Raw genomic sequence first — 15,240 nt, 5'->3', positions numbered from 1 at the left:
ATCTGTACCCCGATTCCACGCGAAGAATGACCTCCTATGACGACCTGTCCATGGGGATTACCAGCGTGTGCTGGAGAACCCCGGCATGTGAGAGAAGCTCGGCTGGCCCCTGGATCGCGCAACTCTTGGCAGACGGCTCAACGAGTTCCGTGAAATACGCAACGATGTCATGCACTTCAATCCCGATCCGCTTCCACCGGACGTTGTAGGCAAATTGCGCAACGCCTTCAAGCTCTTGCGCGAGTACGGCGACTGAAGACACGGTGGGCTCGGCCCTCCCGTTCAACCGGCGGTGCGTGTCGACTCCCATGCCCGCGGCAAGACCGACGCCCGTCAGCCAGATCCGAGTGTGGAGGCGAATAGCCTTGACATGATCGGCACAGGGCCATGCGCGCATCCTATCCACCGCCGACGATCGCTGGCCGTGAGTGGCTTGTAAGACGGCGAGTGACTCTGCTCGCGACCAGGATCGCGTCGAAAAGGCGATCCCGTCGAACTACGGCTTCAGAAATGCTTGATGCGGGTAGCCGGGATCGAGTGCCACCTCACCCTCTGCCAGCAGTTTTCGGCCGCGCATTGACTGCCATTTGACGCCTATCCCTCTCGCGGTCTCAAGCGCCAGCAGTGATGTGAAGGCCACACGTTCTCCCTCTGGCCGATAGACCAAGGCGTCGGGGAACTCCTCACGCAGCTGCTCCATGGAGGCGTCTCGTGCCGCGCGGAACAGGGAGAAGTTGAAGCTCCGGAGCGCGCCGACGGGAAGCAGCGGCCCCTTCTTGTCGACGTACAGCAGCACGTCCTCCGCGACTTCGACAGCAATCTCCTCCAGGGAGCTGAAGCTCCACCCTCTGAAATCGCTGGACTCATCGAAGTCGAGTTCGACCGGACCTGTGCTGCTCACTCCGAGCATGCGGAAGTCGCCGAAATCCCAGGTTGCCGGCTTGCCGTCACCGCGGACCGGCACAGCGAGTTCGTTCACGTTCATGAGAGACTCGGCAAGCCTGAGCCGACGACCCTTCAGCACGGCCATCTGCCTCATCCACTCCCGGGCGCTCGCGCTGACATCCCTGGTGCGCACGGCGGTTGGAGTGTCCCGCTCGAAGGAAGCAAGAATGTTCGCCCGGCCCGGTCGGAGCTCGTGACGAACACCGCCGTCCACAGGGTACGGAAGCCGATGGTCGAATCCAAGGCGCTTGATGTCCTCGGGAATCCCATCCGGGAACGCTTCACAGAAGTAGATGGACCCCGTGTCCAGCGGGTCGCGGCTCTCATCGGGGTTCCAGTCCGGATCCGGGACCCACTTCAAGCGGACACAGGAATCGCAACTGCTCAGCGGCGGGATGATACTCGTCATCACTTACCCTTGAAGTGCTCGTCGATGAATCGACCGATGGCGGTGGCTATCGGACGCGGGTGGGGGTTGATCCGCCATTCCGCGAAACCTTCGGCAATCATTTCGCTCGCATTGAGTCTGCCGTACGTCCCCAGCCCCTCGTCCAGTATTCGCCGGCCGTTGGGGATGCCGGGCTGTAACGATACCTCATCCACCGAAACTCCGGCCTTCTTCAACTCCCCGGCCAGCTCTTTGCAGAGCTCGGGGTCTCCAAGGATTCGGTGGCCGATCTGGTGCCCGAATTCATGATAAAAGGTGCCCTTGGCCGTCAGGCTTCCGGGAGCGGACCAGCCGACTTGGGTCCTTTCCAGTGCGAGTGCGTCCGTGACGGCCTTGTTCATGAAGTTCATCTGGTTGAAGTAAACCCCCTGGGGCGCTGGTCCTCTTCTGTCATTGATCGAGTGCGCCATGACGTTGGGGCCGGCGCCCGGATCCGTCTTGCGCATCTCGTCAAGGCTCTGCACCCTGACGTTCTCCATGTCGCGGAAGACGGAAGGGTAGTCTTTCGCTGCTCCCTCCAGGGCCTCAGCGAAACCCCGCGCGTTGGCCGGGTCGATCGGGTGGCTGCTGAAGTCGACTCTTACCCCGAATTTCGCGGCGATGCGCCGCGCCGCCTGCTCCACCTCACGTAGTGCCGCCAGCGCCTGCTCACTCAACGTCGGAGTGCTGGCCGGCGTCCCATCGCCATCCGCATCTGATCGATGCTGATCCGGCTTTGACTGGTACCGGGACGGAGGCGGTTCAGCACGGCTCGCAGTCTCCAGATCAGGCTTGGCCCCCTTTCTGGCAGTGTGGCGCAGGGCGGCGCCGACCCGGGATCCCACCCCCGCACCCGAACCGCTGCCCATGGTCACGGCGGTGATGACAAGGCCGGGGACGGTCTTGCCGAACGCGTGGACGGGGTCGCGCTTCCAGTCGTCCCAGTTGACGAGGGCCTTGGCGAGTTCGCCGGGGTGCTGGACGCCCTGGACGAGCCCCGTGACCTGGCCGACAGGGCCGCGCTCCATCCAGCTCTTGCGGTTGATGCCGATGTACAAGGGTGCGGTGAAGGGGTTCACAGCCAGGCCGCTGAGACCTATGTCCTTCGTGCCCTCCCACACTCCCGGCAGGTAACGGTGAGCGTAGGTGTCCCACAGCTTGCCGATCGCGTCCTTGACTCCGGGGGACTCCGGAAGGATTCCCTGGATCGTCTTCGCAGTGGCTTGGACGACCTGCTGCTGATCGGTCTTGAGGAGTTCGGCTCTCCGACGGTCAACGTCGGGTTTCTGCGCCTGCACGTGACCGGCGGCACGGGCCACCTCCCGGGCCGGTGCGGTACTCAGACCGAGATCAGCCAGAATGCGCGACAGTGCTGCGGCGGCGTCCCGCCAGGACCCGGCTGCACGGGACAGGTCCCTGCCAAGCTGGTCCAGTGCGGCGGGCGAGCCGCTGCGTTCACCCGACGAGCCGGACGGCCCGCCGCGCGGTGGCCCGGGAATGTACGGCTCACCGATACGGGGCGGTGGCCCGTCCTGACCGGCGAGGCGATGGACGGCATCGAAAGCGGCGTAGAAGCCGGAACGTGCATCCTCGTGAGCGCGGGCGAGAGTCTGCTGAAGGCGTGTACCGGCCGGGCCGACCAGTGCACCGCTGCGGAGCTGGGCGAACACCGGTTTGAGCGCGGGGCCGTCCTGTTCTGCGAGGTGCTTGACCTGCGGGAGCCGGGCCGCCGCCTCCGAAGCCCGCGTCATCGTGCCGCCTCTTCAACCCGGCGTGGCATGGTCGGTGCGCTCAAGACGGTCGGAATCTGTTCGAGGCGTCCGTGTAACACTCACCGGAAGCCGGCCTGCTCCCATTGCCGTGCTCTGCACCCACGCTCACTGCCCTTCCGCCGGAGGTTCGTGAACCATCCGCCAACGGCTTTGGGGACGGTTCGCCGGGCGCGTCCCGAAACGCGCGGGGCGAACGTCCCGGAGCACGCCGGTTCCATGAAAGCGGGCACGTGCAGATCTCGCACGTGCGCGATTCCACCGCGCCTACCTGGTTCATCCGCCTCAACGCATCATCCGGTGGGGAAACCAGGTCATCGTCCCCGCACAGAGGCGTGTGAAGACGATCGCGTAGTGAGGAGGCGATTAATCGCGCGATGCGGCGATGGCTCGTTCGCCCGCCTCTTGGGTCAGCGCGAACTCCAGCGGACCCTCTTTCCGGGGCTGTGATCGGTCAGCCGCTTCTGCGCGTGTGTCCGACCCCGCGAGATATGACGACTGTCGTGGAATGTCGCGCGATGTTCTGCCAACCTCGATCGTGTGACCGACCGTACCGATGCCGTCGCCGAGATGGCCTTCGCCGCCGTGCGGACCCTGGTGAACCCCGACCCGCTCGCACCCCCGGAGGGTCATGGCACAAGTGACCTCTACAAGCGGGTCCTCTCGGCGATTCCGGATCTGGAGACCCGCTGGCGCGCCCTGTCGGGTGACGACGGCTGGAGGCGAGGTTCCGGTCTCCAGTTCCGTTTCGCGACAGTCCGGTTGCAGAAGGCCGGACTGATGTACCGGCACGGCAAGAGGTGGTGGGCAACCGGCCTCGGACGCGCCGCCCTGAACGACCATCCGGATCCCGTGGCCTTCTACGCCGAATCGAGCAAGGCGTACAACTACTGGAAACGGAACAAGAACCGCTTCGAGGATGCGGCCGAGTACCTCGACGTACTTCCGGAACGGGCGTGGGCGGCTGTGGGGGACGTAGCGTCCGAGGCCGGTGTCGATACGGCGGCGCTGGTCAGGATGCTTCGCGGGAGCCGGCCCGAGGGCTGGCACCGGCTGCTCGCCGACGACGGGACGCCGCCGCGCGAGGCGCACCTCACCGAGCCCGAGTGGGACGAATGGATCCGCCTGCTGGCTGACGACGGCCTGCTCGCGGCCGACGGCGGGGCCGACTGGAAATACCGGCTTCCCGCCGCCGACCTCCAGAGCATGATCGTCCCGGATGGCGACGAGGAGTCGCGGGTGCGGCGCGGCTGGCTCGTCCGGGCATCCAACGTCCCCGGCGGCGACCTGATCACCGACGTGTGGCTGGCGGACGGTGTGTGCTCCCTGCCCGCCTCCCGGCTGCGGGACCTGGCGCCCGGCGCGGCGCCCGAACAGGTCGAGCAGGCGGTGCGCGAGGACTACTCCGACGTGGGCGCTCAGGACAGGGCGAGGCTGGCCGCCGAGTACCACGCGTTCCTGAGCCGGATGCGAGACGGCGACATCGTCGTCACCAACGACGGTCCCGCGATCTACCTCGGAACGGTGAACGGCCCGCCGTCCTTCGTCAGCAGCGAGGGCGGGCACGCCAACCTGCAACGCGCCGTGGACTGGCGCAACGCCGCCCGGCCCATCGACTACGACGACCTTCCGGACGAGTTCTCCGTCCTGGTCGGCAACCCCGACACCGAGATCGTCGAACTGACGTCGTTCGTGCCCGAACTGGAGAAGCTGCTGGGCGAGCCCGTCATAGTCCCAGAGCGGACGATGCGCCTTCCCGACGCGACCGGCGAGCTCGCCGAGGAACTGCTGGCCGGCCGGGAATGGCTGCAGGAATGCGTGGAGCTGCTCCGCGAGCGTCCGCAGCTCATCTTCTACGGGCCGCCCGGGACCGGGAAGACCTACCTGGCCCGGCGGCTCGCCCGCCATCTCACCTCCGGACGACCGGAATGCGTCCAGCTCGTCCAGTTCCACCCCGCCTACTCCTACGAGGACTTCTTCGAGGGCTACCGGCCCGCCAAGAGCGAGGACGGGACGATCTCGTTCGACCTCGTGCGCGGCCCGTTCCGGCGGCTGGTCAGCGCGGCGCTCGCCCATCCCGGACGCCCCTACGTCCTGATCATCGACGAGATCAACCGCGGCAACCTCGCGAAGATCTTCGGGGAGCTGTACTTCCTGCTGGAGTACCGGGGCGAACCCGTCAACCTGCTCTACGGCTCCGAAGGCGACCAGGGCTTCACGCTGCCGCGCAACGTGATCATCATCGGCACGATGAACACCGCCGACCGCTCCATCGCCCTCGTGGACGCGGCCATGCGGCGCCGCTTCTGGTTCGTCGAACTCCACCCGGACGTGCCACCGACAAGCGAGATTCTCTCGCGGTGGCTGCGGAGGAAGGAGCTGGGCGACGAGCCGGCGCTGCTGCTCGCCGAACTCAACAGCCGCATCGAAGACCGCGACTTCAAGATCGGCCCGTCCTACCTGATGCGGGAGAGCGCCGCCACCGAGGCCGGTCTCGCCCGGATCTGGCGGACGCAGATCCTGCCGCTCCTGGAAGAACACCACTACGGCGACGGCACCGACGTCCAAGCGAGGTACGGCCTGGACGTGCTGCGGCGGAAACTGACGTGACCGTCGTCCAGTTGGGTGAGGGCGGCTCCTGGACAGAGCATGAACTCACGGCGGAGCAGGTGGCGACCCTGGCGGCCACAGCCCTGTTGCGCATCGCGCCCGGCCCTCGCCCCGGGCTTTGGAGGCTGCGCGACAACGGCCTGGTCGGCGCCGCCCGGATCGGCCCCGCACACGACCCGATAGAGATCCGCGTCCGGCCGAAGACGCCGATCGACCGCCTGCTCCACCTCCTCGGCTACGCGCGGAAGGCGCGCGGCTGGCGGCGGGAGGAGATCGATGCCGACGAGCGGACCGAACTGCTGCCCGCGCTCGCCCACGCGTTCGCGCGTGCCGCCGAACGGGCCCTGAGCCAGGGCGTCCTCCTCGGCTACCGGGAGACGGAGGAGGCGCTGCCGGTCGTACGCGGCCGCATCCGCGTCAAGGAGCAGATCCAGCGGCGGCACGGATTCCCGGTGCCGGTCGAGGTGCGCTACGACGACTACACCGTCGACATCCCCGAGAACCGGCTCCTGCTCGCCGCGACTCACCGGCTGCTGCGCCTGCCGGGCGTGCCGTCCAGCACCCGCAGGCTGCTGCGCCACCTGCCGCTGAGGCTGGACGGCGTGGAACGGCTGGTCCCCGGGCGCCCGCCGCCCGCTTGGACCCCGTCCCGGCTCAACACCCGCTACCACACCGCCCTCGGCATCGCGGACCTCGTGCTGCGCGGCGCGTCGTATGAACTCGGCGACGGTACGACGGTCCGCGTGGATGGGCTGATGCTGGAGATGTGGCGGGTCTTCGAGGATTTCGTCTGCGTCGCCCTCGCCGAAGCCCTCAGGCCGTACGGCGGCGCGGTGCGGCTCCAGGACGAGCGCCACCATCTCGACCTTGCGCACCGGGTGCGGCTCCGCCCCGATCTCGTCGTCTCCACCGCCGAAGGAAACCCCATCGCCGTCGTGGACGCCAAGTACAAGACCGGGGACACGCCGCAGCAAGATCTGTACCAGATGCTCGCCTACTGCACGGCGATGGGGCTGAACCGCGCCTACCTGGTGTACGCGTCCAAAGCCGAGACGCACACCCACGTCATCACGGGCACCGGGGGCGTCCAGATCGTGGAGGCGGCGCTCGACCTGTCGGCGTCCCCCGAAGGGCTCCGCGCGCAGATCATCGCGCTCGCCCGCGAGATCGCCGCGGGCGGGCCGCGCGGGCGGGTCACGACTGCCGCAGCAGCTCCATGACCTCGGGTGGGACGGTCACGGGGAGCGCGGCCGGGTCGAGTTCGTGTGCTTCGACGTCGGCCGCCGCCTCCTCGACCAGCTCTTCGATGCCCTTGTCGTCCAGTCCGGCCTCGGCCACCAGGGAGAGGAGCACGGTGATCATGGACTCCACCATCTCCTCCGCCCGCCCGCCGAAGGGAGGGGGCGTCGTCAGGGACGGGTCGTCCAGGTGCGTACGGATGGTGTTCTCGGTCATGCGGGCGTCGAGAGCACGCGCACTCTCGTCGGAGGCTCGCAGCAGGGCGACATATCTGACCACGTCCGGCAGGGGGCATCCCGGCCCGAAGCGGCGGCGGAGCAGGATCCCGTTGGTGAAGGACGTGAGCATCGAAAAGCCCACGGGGTTGGCGTCTTTCTCCAGGTCGTCGGCATACTCGTCGACGAATTTCTCCATGTTGCCGAGGAAGGCGCGCATGGCCGCCCTGTGCGTGTCGCTGACGGAGATCTTCACCTCGCCGGTCATCGGCGTCACCAGTCCTCGGCCATGCGGCGCGCCCGCGCCACGAATCGGTTGAGGGCGATCTCGCCCGGGTAGTCCTCTTCGACCAGTTGCACGAGGATCGTGGACGCGGACTTCATCCGGTCGGCGCCCTCGATGCCGTCGAGGGAGCCGCGGCCGAGCGCGTACGCGATCAGGCGCTCGGCGATGGACGGTTCGATGTCGTCCAGGACGTGGGTGTTCTCCGCCCGCAGTTCGCCGACGAACCCGATGACCGCCGCGTCGCCGGCGGTCTCGCCGTCCCGGGTGAAGTGCCGGTCCACGGCCTCGAAGAACGCGGCGTACAAGAGCCGGCCGAAGCCCTCGTAGTCGTCCTGCGACTCCAGTTGCCCGACCAGCTCCCTGAAGTCGTCGGTGCGGCGCGTCAGGACGGCGCGCAACGCCGCGGCATGAAGACCCGTGATCGGAATTCTTCGATCGTTCGCGTCGGCTGGTTCCACGCTTGCGCTCCCGCTTTCCATCAAGGTGTTCCGGTCTCGTGCGGGGCATTTTTACCATGCGCCGACTCGGCTTCGCCGACGTCGATGAGAACTTCTTCGATTGGAGCCGCGAGCGGTATGTGCAAAAAATTCGCACGTTCATTTTTTGGACTGTTCGGCGAGCGCGGACGCAAATCCTGCACGTGCTGGATTCGTGCAGGCGAGACCCGCCTGTGCCAATCCGCCGTCAAGACTCACGAGCCGGCTGATTTCATGTGACCGGGAGGCGACTTTCTGTGACTATCGCTGTGCGGACCAAGGGGAGACCCGACGGATCCGCAACGTCCACGTCCGTGATCAGGAGTGTTCCGATGTCCCCGACAATGCTTCCGGCGGCGCAGCCGGCGCCGCTGCGGTGGCGGCGTTCCTTTCCCGGCGGGCCCGAGCAGGCCCGTGCCGTCCGCCGGTTCGTCGGCTGCCTGCTGGCCGGCTGCCCCTACCTGGACGACGTCCTGCTCGCCGCCGACGAGCTTGTTGTGAACGCGCTGCGGCACACGAAGTCCGGGCAGGACGGCGGGTCCTTCACCGTCGAGATCGTCCAGGACGGCGGTGCTGTCGCGGTGTCGGTCTCCGACCAGGGCGGACCGGGCGAGCCCGCCGCGCTGGAGGCCGCCGACCTCGCCGAGTCCGGCCGCGGCCTGCGCACGATCTCGCTCACCGCCGCCAGCTGGGGCTGGCACGGCAACGGCGAGGGCCGCACGGTCACCGCCGTCTTCGCGGGGGAGTGGGCCGCGTGACCGAGCCCGCCTCCCGGACGCACGACCAGGTGCACCGCCAGGTCCACGCCGCGATGACGGCCGCGATGCGCGCCGACGTCCACTCCATCGACGCCGCCCTCGTCCAGCACGGGCGGCTCGACCCCTACAGCCGCGAGTTCGTCGGGCAGTCGCGGCGCCTCGTCCTCGCCTGCACGGCTGCGCTGACCTGCGTGCTTTCCGCGCACCGGCCCGGCGGCGACCCGCGCGGCCGGGAGATCTGCCGGGGCTGCGGGACCCGCGACTGCCGCACCCTGCACGGCGTCGCCGACGTCCTCGCCGCCTACAGCGTCCGCCCGGCACCGGTCGACCGCGCCGAGGCGTGGCGCCGCGCCGACGCCCACTTCGCCCGCGACGGACGTCCCGTGCCGGTGATCGTCGAGGAGTTCGCGGACGGCTTCATCGCCCGCGTGGCCGCGGCGCCCTCCGGCGATCCGCACCCCGTCCTGATCGTCGATCGGCACACCGGGGCCCTCAGCCGCTGGCCTGCGCTGCCCCACGACCTCCTCATCCGCGAGTACACCGACCGCCGCGCCGCACATTGACCGCGTGGACTGGCGCATTCGACCGCCATGTCCAATTGACCCTGGTCAAGTCATTCGGCTTCGCGTACTCGTGTTGTTTGAGACAACTAGTCCCGCAATTTACTCGGTGCCGTGATTATGGTCCCCGCCGCGGACGTATAAAGCCCAGGGGCCATGCTCGTTCCGCGCGGCGGTGCGGGTCGGTCGAGCCGAATCGGCACCGCACGTCGACGACCGACCGGCCCTCGACGACTCGACGCGCGCCTCTTTCAGGAGTTACGGCATGACGGACAGCCCCACGCTCAGCACTTCCGCCTACGCGCCGGCCACGGAGGCGGGCTCGCCGGACGGCGAAGTCACCGCGAAGCTCCATCAGGAGATCGAGGAAAGGCTGCGAGCGCAGCTGGAGCAGGGGATCCTGCCGCAGTGGACGGCGCCGCAACCGCACCCGTCGATGAGCGACCACGGCATGACGGCCCAGTTTCTCGCCGAGCCGAAGAAGGACGCCGACGGCCAGACGCCTCCGGTGGTGGACACCGGCTATTACTGCCGATTGTTCCCGGCAAGCGAAAGCGCTCCCGACGACAAGGCCCTGATGATGCTGGGTGCCCCCTGCGGTCCGATGGACGCCAATCCCCCCGGGCGGCCGGAACATCGTATTTCCGAACAGGCGCCCGTGAAGACGCCGTGCCTTTCATCCGGAGCGCGGGAAAAGGAGTCGGACGACCTGAAGACCGTCCCGGCCGGCTATACCTACTTCGGCCAGTTCCTGGACCACAACATCACCTTCCAGGCCGACGCCACCTTCGACCCGGGCAACGACCCCAAGGCGAACCCCAACTACCGCAGCGGGCGCATCAGCCTGGAACACGTGTACGGGCTGGGCCCGCAGACCCAGTCGTTCCAGTACTACGACAACAAGGACAACGGGAAGTTCTGGATCGACCCGGACCGCGCCTACGACGTTCCCCGGAACGACGAAGGCGTGCCCCTCATCGCCGATCCCCGCAACGACAACACGGTCATCACCATCCAGCTGCACCTGGCGTTCATGAAGTTCCACAACGCCGTCGTCGACATGCTGATCGGCCAGGTCCCCGACAAGAAGCTGTTCGCCGCGGCCAAGCAGACGGTGGTGTGGCACTACCAGTGGCTGGTGCTGCACGACTGGCTGAGCAAGATCATCGAACCGAACATCTTCGATCAGATCCAGAAGAACAAGGGAAAGTTCTTTCACCCGCAGCCGGGACCGATCACACTGCCGGTGGAGTTCACGGTCGCCGGCTACCGGCTGCACTCCCTGGTCAAGGAGCGGTACCAGCTCAACCACAGGACGGAAGGCCACCTCTTCCACTTCCGTAAGCCGTTCTCCAGGCTCTCGCCGGACGACAGGATCGACTGGTCGTACTTCTTCGCCACCGGGGAGAGGACGCCGCAGTACGCCAAGAAGTTCAACGGCAAGGTCGTCCACACGTTCCTCAACATGCCCGGCCCCATCGACACTCCCATCGAGTGGCTCGACAATCCCGTCAAGACGATGCCGATCCCGGGTGTCCAACCGCCCGAGGAATACGTCCCCCTCCGGTCCATCGCCGTCCGGAATCTGCTGCGCGGGAAGGCGTTCAGGCTCCCGTCGGGCCAGGCCGTCGCGAAGAAGGTGATCGAGGCGTACAAGCTCGGCGGGCATCCCTGCACCAACGAGGAACTGGGCCTCACCCTCGACGGATTCGGGAGCGAAGCCCCGCTCTGGTACTACGTCATGAAGGAAGGGGCGGTCGCCGCCGAGGGCTCCACGCTCGGTCCGGTGGGCAGCGTCCTCGTCGGTGAAGTCCTCTTCGGGCTGCTGCGCGCCGACCCGACGTCCTTCCTCTACCACAACGAGCATGACAAGAACCACGAGTGGAAGCCGGTGCTGGGGGCCAAGCCGGGCGTCTTCACCATGGCCGACATGCTCCGCGTCGCAGGCGTCTGACCCGCTCGCGCATCTGCGGTCGGCGCCGGGGAGACCGGGGCGCCGGCCGCAGGGCACCGCCGCCGGCCTTCACCGGCGGCGGTGCCGCGCAGACACCACCGTGGTCGGCGTGTCCGCGGTGGACCCGTGCAGGTCAGAACACGAAGCAGTCCGCGTAGCTGACCTGCCTGACGGAGGCGGAGGCGGCGGGTACCCGGCCGCCCGCGTTGCGCGTGACCTGCGCCGCTTCGGTCGCATGCGGAGTGGTGCTCTTGCACGAGACAGGTGAGCTGTGGCCCGACATCAGGTAGTCGCAGCGTCCGTTGCGGTTGTCGGGCAGGCTGAGGGCGTGCCCGAGTTCGTGCGCGGCTATCCGGGGCGGGTAGAAGCCGTCGTTGACTGCTTCGCGTCCCATGTAGATGGTGGCCCGGCCGAAGCCGTACATGTAGGTGCGCGGCCAGCCGTTGTCGGCGTACACCTTGACGGTGGCCTGCGACCCGGTCGCGGGGACGAGCCGGATCGCCGGTACGGCCGCGTTCCAGGCGGCGGCGCCTTCGTCGACGGCCGCTCGGAACTCCTGGGCGCCGCTGGCGTCGTAGTAGATCGTCCGGACGGCCAGCGGGGCAGCGGCCGACGCGGGCGCGGCGGCCAGCGCGGGCACCAGGAAGGCCAGGCCGAGGGCGACGGCCAGGGCCGCCGTGATCTTTCGGAACATGGGGAAACTCCTGCGGGGTGAGGACGGGGGTCAGCCGCCGATTTGCTGGTTGATCCAGGACAGGTACGGTGCGATGCCGGTCTACAGCGTGGTGGTCGCGCACTCGCCCCTGTTGTCGCCCGGGCCGTGTGTCTCGCCGACGAGCGTCCAGTTGCCGCGGCTGCCGACGACCGCCGGCCCGCCGGAGTCGCCGTGGCAGGCGGAGTGCGACCGGTCGCCCCGGCCTGGTGGTGCGCCGGTCGATCCGCAGCGATGACGCAGCTCGAATCGGTGATGGGACGGGATCGCCAGGAGGATCGTGCGAGGTCCCGAACATGTCCCCAGGAGCGGCCGGCGGAATACAGAACCGCGCACTCAGGCGCATGTTTGTCGCATTGACCTCCTCGCGGGTGCCATATTCACGGGAGGTTAGCCGGGGAGGGGTTGTTCTTTCTATAAGACGACGCGGATTAGAAATTCAATGTTGATTTCGAGGAGCGCAGAAAGCCGCTGAGTCGCGTCGGTGATCGATCCTACCGGTCTCGCGCCTCGCCGCCCCCGTCACGACGGGCGGTTCGCGAAGTGGCATGCCCGCGCGGTTCGGCTCGCGGCGCAGCCATGCCCAGCGGGCCAGCGCGTAGCCGAACTCGCCTTCCGCCAGATGACCGAGAGGCGGACGGCCATCGTTGCGAGCCGCGTCCAGGGTGCGCTTCTCCAGGTCGTCAAGGGAGACGCACCGCCTGGCCGACCTCGCCGTAGTAGTGGCAGCGACGCGCATGTTCTTGCGCGCCGCCGCACCCTCGTCCGCTTGGTCTACCAGTTCTAGGGTGAGGCGGGACCGGTCGATGCACATAAAGTCGCAGCGGGGTGACGCCAACGCCGACCGGAGGGCGATCCCCGGCAACGGCGACGGGTTCTTCAAGCAGGCCAAGAGGCTTATTCAGTACAGCATTGGCGCGAACGACTTCAACCGCGGCGGCCTGTACGAATTCGTCGCCGTGCTGCGGATGAAGGACGGCAGCGTCTCCAACGTCCGCAGCAACGGCTTCTTCATCAGCTGACGGGCGCGCGCCGGCGGCTCGGTCGCCCGCGGGCGTGCTGGCGCGGTGTATTCGCCGGGCAGGCTGCGCGTTGGGCTGGGCCGCCTCACCTGCTGGTACGCGGCGATTTCCAGGGGAAGCGGCCCGGTGACGTCCTCCGCGGGAGAGAATTGGTGGGGTTCTTGTTATCTGTGGCGGTTCGGGAGGTCTCCAGGGGGACCGGCGGTGACTCTCTGGAGGACGAAGGATGCGTGTGGGCACGGATGTGGACCTGCTGGTCCGGGCAGCGCAGGAGGGGGACGCCGATGCCCGGGAGCGGCTGGTCGCCGAGCACCTGCCGCTGCTGTACAACGTGGTCGGCTGGGCGCTCGGCGGTCACGCCGACGTGGACGACGTCGTCCAGGAGTCGGTGCTGCGCGCCCTCGGCGGGCTGGACGGGCTGCGGGAGCCGGCGCGGTTCCGGTCGTGGCTCGTCTCCATCGCCATGAACCAGGTGCGCCGCCGCTGGACGTCGCAACGCGGCCGGACACCGATGGATCCGCAGGCCATGGCCCAGGTGGCGGGCGCCGAGGACGACTTCGCCGAGCTGGCCGTCCTGCGGCTGGAGCTGTCGGAGCAGCGCCGGGAGATCGCCGAGGCGACGCGGTGGCTGGACGCGGACGAGCGTGAACTCCTCGCGGTGTGGTGGCTGGAGGCGTCCGGGCACCTGACGCGCAAGGAGCTGGCGGACGGGCTCGGGCTGTCGGCCCCGCATGCGGCCGTCCGGGTGCAGCGGATGAAGAAGCAGCTGGCGACGTGCCGCGCCGTCGTCCGGGTGGTGAGCGGCCGGCGGTGCGCCGCGCTCGGCCTGGTGCTCGACGGGTGGGACGGGCGGCCGTCCCCGCTGTGGCGCAAGCGGGTCGCCAAGCACATTCGGGGATGCCGGGAATGCGCCGCCCGCCATCGGGGCCTCGCCCCGCCCGAGGCGCTGCTGGCGGGACTCGTCATGGTGCCGCTCCCCGCCGCCTCCCCGATCCATGCCGCGAACGCCGCGAACGCCGTGGCAGGCGCGGCGACCGCTCCGGCCGGCGCGGCGAGCGCCTCGGCGGGTGCGGCGAAGTCGTCCGCCGGCGCCGCGCACTGGGTGGTGGGAGCGGCGGCGGTGAGCGTCGTCGCCGCGGTCGTCTACTGGGGTCTGCCGGAGTCGCACGACCCGGTGCGTCCCGCGCCCGACGCCCCGGTTCCCGTCCAGCGGACGCCGTCGCGGACGCCGCCGCCCGTCCCCGAGACGACGCCCGGCAAGGATCGGGTCGCGCCGCCGCGGCCCACCCCCGCCACCGTCGAGCAGCAGGTCGTGAAGCTGGTCAACCGGGAGCGCGCGCAGCGGGGATGCCGTCCGCTGCGCGTCTCACCGGCTCTGCACCGGGCGGCGCAGCGGCACTCGGCCGACATGGCGGCCCGCCGCGTCCTCGACCACGGCGGGGCCGGCGGCGAGGACCCCGGGGACCGCATCACCGCCGCCGGATTCCGCTGGAGCGTCTGGGCGGAGAACATCGCGCGCGGCCAGCCGACCCCGTCCGCCGTCGTGGACGGCTGGATGAACAGCCAGGGGCACCGCGCCAACATCCTGAACTGCGGGCTCACGATGGTCGGGGTCGGGGTCGTCCAAGGGGCCGGCGGGCCGTGGTGGACGCAGGTCTTCGCCACGCCCCGGTGATCAGCGGGCGGTGCCGAACACCTGCGTCCAGTACGGGCCGCCCGACTTCACCACGCCGACGCCGATCTCCGCGAAGCGGCAGTTCAGGATGTTGGCGCGGTGGCCGGGGCTGTTCATCCACGACTTCATGACGCTCGCCGGGGTCGGCTGCCCCTTGGCGATGTTCTCGCCGTAGGTGGACCAGCGGTATCCGGCGGCGGTGATCCGGTCGCCGGGGTCCTTGCCGTCGGGGTTGGTGTGGTCGAAGAAGCCCCGCCGCGCCATATCGGCCGAGTGGCCCTGCGCCGCCTGCGCCAGCCGGGAGTTGGACGTCAGCGCGCGGCATCCCTGCTTCGCGCGCTCCTGGTTCACCAGCGCGATGACCTGTGCGGCGGTGCCTCCGGCGGCCGGCGCGGCGGGCACCTTCGTCCGGGCGGGCGCGGGCTTGGCCGGGCGCTGGCTCTTCCGGGGAGCCGGTGTGCTCGGTTTCGCGGTCTTCCGGGGCGCCTTGCGGGTTCGCCTGGGAGTGGCCGTCTCGGTGGGCGACGGTTCCGCCGCGTCGGGCAGCCCGGACGGGGAGGCGGCGGGCGGCGCCGACGAGCCGCTCGCGGCC

Annotated in this window: 13 protein-coding genes; 7 read left to right on the top strand and 6 right to left on the bottom strand. The window is 68.8% G+C overall.

Features of this window, described 5'->3' with window-relative positions:
- Window positions 1-496 precede the first annotated feature (496 nt).
- Together AL2_RS31240 and AL2_RS31235 are read right to left on the bottom strand one after the other, a co-directional pair.
- Window positions 497-1,354, bottom strand: coding sequence for a hypothetical protein (locus tag AL2_RS31240; protein WP_067640032.1), 858 nt, complete (start codon window positions 1,352-1,354; stop codon window positions 497-499).
- Window positions 1,354-3,123 (bottom strand): hypothetical protein, encoded by a 1,770-nt coding sequence (locus AL2_RS31235; protein ID WP_157438485.1) that lies wholly within the window; start codon window positions 3,121-3,123, stop codon window positions 1,354-1,356. Before AL2_RS31235 ends, AL2_RS31240 begins: the two co-directional genes overlap by 1 nt.
- Before the next feature lie 558 nt (window positions 3,124-3,681).
- On the opposite strand from AL2_RS31235, the gene AL2_RS31230 reads away from it, so the two are divergent.
- Complete coding sequence (locus tag AL2_RS31230) at window positions 3,682-5,751, top strand: McrB family protein (protein ID WP_067640028.1); 2,070 nt, start codon at window positions 3,682-3,684, stop codon at window positions 5,749-5,751.
- Window positions 5,748-6,971, top strand: a complete 1,224-nt coding sequence (locus AL2_RS38200; protein ID WP_067640026.1) for an McrC family protein — start codon at window positions 5,748-5,750, stop codon at window positions 6,969-6,971. Before AL2_RS31230 ends, AL2_RS38200 begins: the two co-directional genes overlap by 4 nt.
- On the opposite strand, the gene AL2_RS31220 is transcribed toward AL2_RS38200, so the two are convergent.
- Together AL2_RS31220 and AL2_RS31215 are read right to left on the bottom strand one after the other, a co-directional pair.
- Window positions 6,946-7,473, bottom strand: a complete 528-nt coding sequence (locus tag AL2_RS31220) for a hypothetical protein (RefSeq protein WP_157438481.1) — start codon at window positions 7,471-7,473, stop codon at window positions 6,946-6,948. The two genes, AL2_RS38200 and AL2_RS31220, sit on opposite strands and share 26 nt — an antisense overlap.
- 5 nt (window positions 7,474-7,478) lie before the next feature.
- Window positions 7,479-7,949 (bottom strand): hypothetical protein, encoded by a 471-nt coding sequence (locus AL2_RS31215; RefSeq protein ID WP_157438479.1) that lies wholly within the window; start codon window positions 7,947-7,949, stop codon window positions 7,479-7,481.
- 350 nt (window positions 7,950-8,299) lie between these two features.
- On the opposite strand from AL2_RS31215, the gene AL2_RS31210 reads away from it, so the two are divergent.
- The 3 genes from AL2_RS31210 (at window position 8,300) to AL2_RS31200 (ending at window position 11,239) form a co-directional block, all read left to right on the top strand.
- Window positions 8,300-8,725: an ATP-binding protein gene (locus AL2_RS31210; RefSeq protein WP_083947079.1), complete on the top strand. Its 426-nt coding sequence runs from the start codon at window positions 8,300-8,302 to the stop codon at window positions 8,723-8,725.
- Window positions 8,722-9,288 carry an SUKH-4 family immunity protein gene (locus AL2_RS31205; protein ID WP_157438477.1) on the top strand — a complete coding sequence of 189 codons (567 nt, stop codon included), beginning with the start codon at window positions 8,722-8,724 and terminating at the stop codon, window positions 9,286-9,288. The genes AL2_RS31210 and AL2_RS31205 overlap by 4 nt, the downstream gene beginning before the upstream one ends.
- A 262-nt stretch (window positions 9,289-9,550) precedes the next feature.
- The gene (locus AL2_RS31200) at window positions 9,551-11,239 is read left to right on the top strand and encodes a peroxidase family protein (protein WP_067640016.1); all 1,689 of its coding nucleotides are present in this window, start codon (window positions 9,551-9,553) and stop codon (window positions 11,237-11,239) included.
- A 133-nt stretch (window positions 11,240-11,372) separates the two neighbouring features.
- On the opposite strand, the gene AL2_RS31195 is transcribed toward AL2_RS31200, so the two are convergent.
- Window positions 11,373-11,933 carry a snapalysin family zinc-dependent metalloprotease gene (locus AL2_RS31195; RefSeq protein ID WP_067640014.1) on the bottom strand — a complete coding sequence of 187 codons (561 nt, stop codon included), beginning with the start codon at window positions 11,931-11,933 and terminating at the stop codon, window positions 11,373-11,375.
- A gap of 824 nt (window positions 11,934-12,757) precedes the next feature.
- Between AL2_RS31195 and AL2_RS31185 the strand changes: the two genes are divergently transcribed.
- Complete coding sequence (locus tag AL2_RS31185; RefSeq protein WP_067640010.1) at window positions 12,758-12,973, top strand: hypothetical protein; 216 nt, start codon at window positions 12,758-12,760, stop codon at window positions 12,971-12,973.
- Between the two features lie 232 nt (window positions 12,974-13,205).
- Window positions 13,206-14,648: a sigma-70 family RNA polymerase sigma factor gene (locus AL2_RS31180; protein ID WP_210748282.1), complete on the top strand. Its 1,443-nt coding sequence runs from the start codon at window positions 13,206-13,208 to the stop codon at window positions 14,646-14,648.
- Here AL2_RS31180 and AL2_RS39515 read toward each other — a convergent pair.
- Window positions 14,649-15,240: CAP domain-containing protein (locus AL2_RS39515; RefSeq protein WP_245667062.1), on the bottom strand; the 592-nt coding region annotated here is incomplete at its 5' end.

This window comes from Actinomadura latina NBRC 106108, assembly GCF_001552195.1.
Lineage (GTDB): Bacteria > Actinomycetota > Actinomycetes > Streptosporangiales > Streptosporangiaceae > Spirillospora > Spirillospora latina.
Note: the sequence above shows the minus strand (reverse complement) of the source record. Positions and strands in the feature narration are given on the sequence as shown.

Excerpts from the sequence above, each read along its gene's own strand:
- AL2_RS31185 (WP_067640010.1), top strand. The coding sequence starts at position 12,758 with ATGCACATAAAGTCGCAGCGGGGTGACGCCAACGCCGACCGGAGGGCG.
- AL2_RS31235 (WP_157438485.1), bottom strand. The coding sequence starts at position 3,123 with ATGACGCGGGCTTCGGAGGCGGCGGCCCGGCTCCCGCAGGTCAAGCAC.
- AL2_RS31210 (WP_083947079.1), top strand. The coding sequence starts at position 8,300 with ATGTCCCCGACAATGCTTCCGGCGGCGCAGCCGGCGCCGCTGCGGTGG.
- AL2_RS31195 (WP_067640014.1), bottom strand. The coding sequence starts at position 11,933 with ATGTTCCGAAAGATCACGGCGGCCCTGGCCGTCGCCCTCGGCCTGGCC.
- AL2_RS31200 (WP_067640016.1), top strand. The coding sequence starts at position 9,551 with ATGACGGACAGCCCCACGCTCAGCACTTCCGCCTACGCGCCGGCCACG.
- AL2_RS31220 (WP_157438481.1), bottom strand. The coding sequence starts at position 7,473 with ATGACCGGCGAGGTGAAGATCTCCGTCAGCGACACGCACAGGGCGGCC.
- AL2_RS31240 (WP_067640032.1), bottom strand. The coding sequence starts at position 1,354 with ATGACGAGTATCATCCCGCCGCTGAGCAGTTGCGATTCCTGTGTCCGC.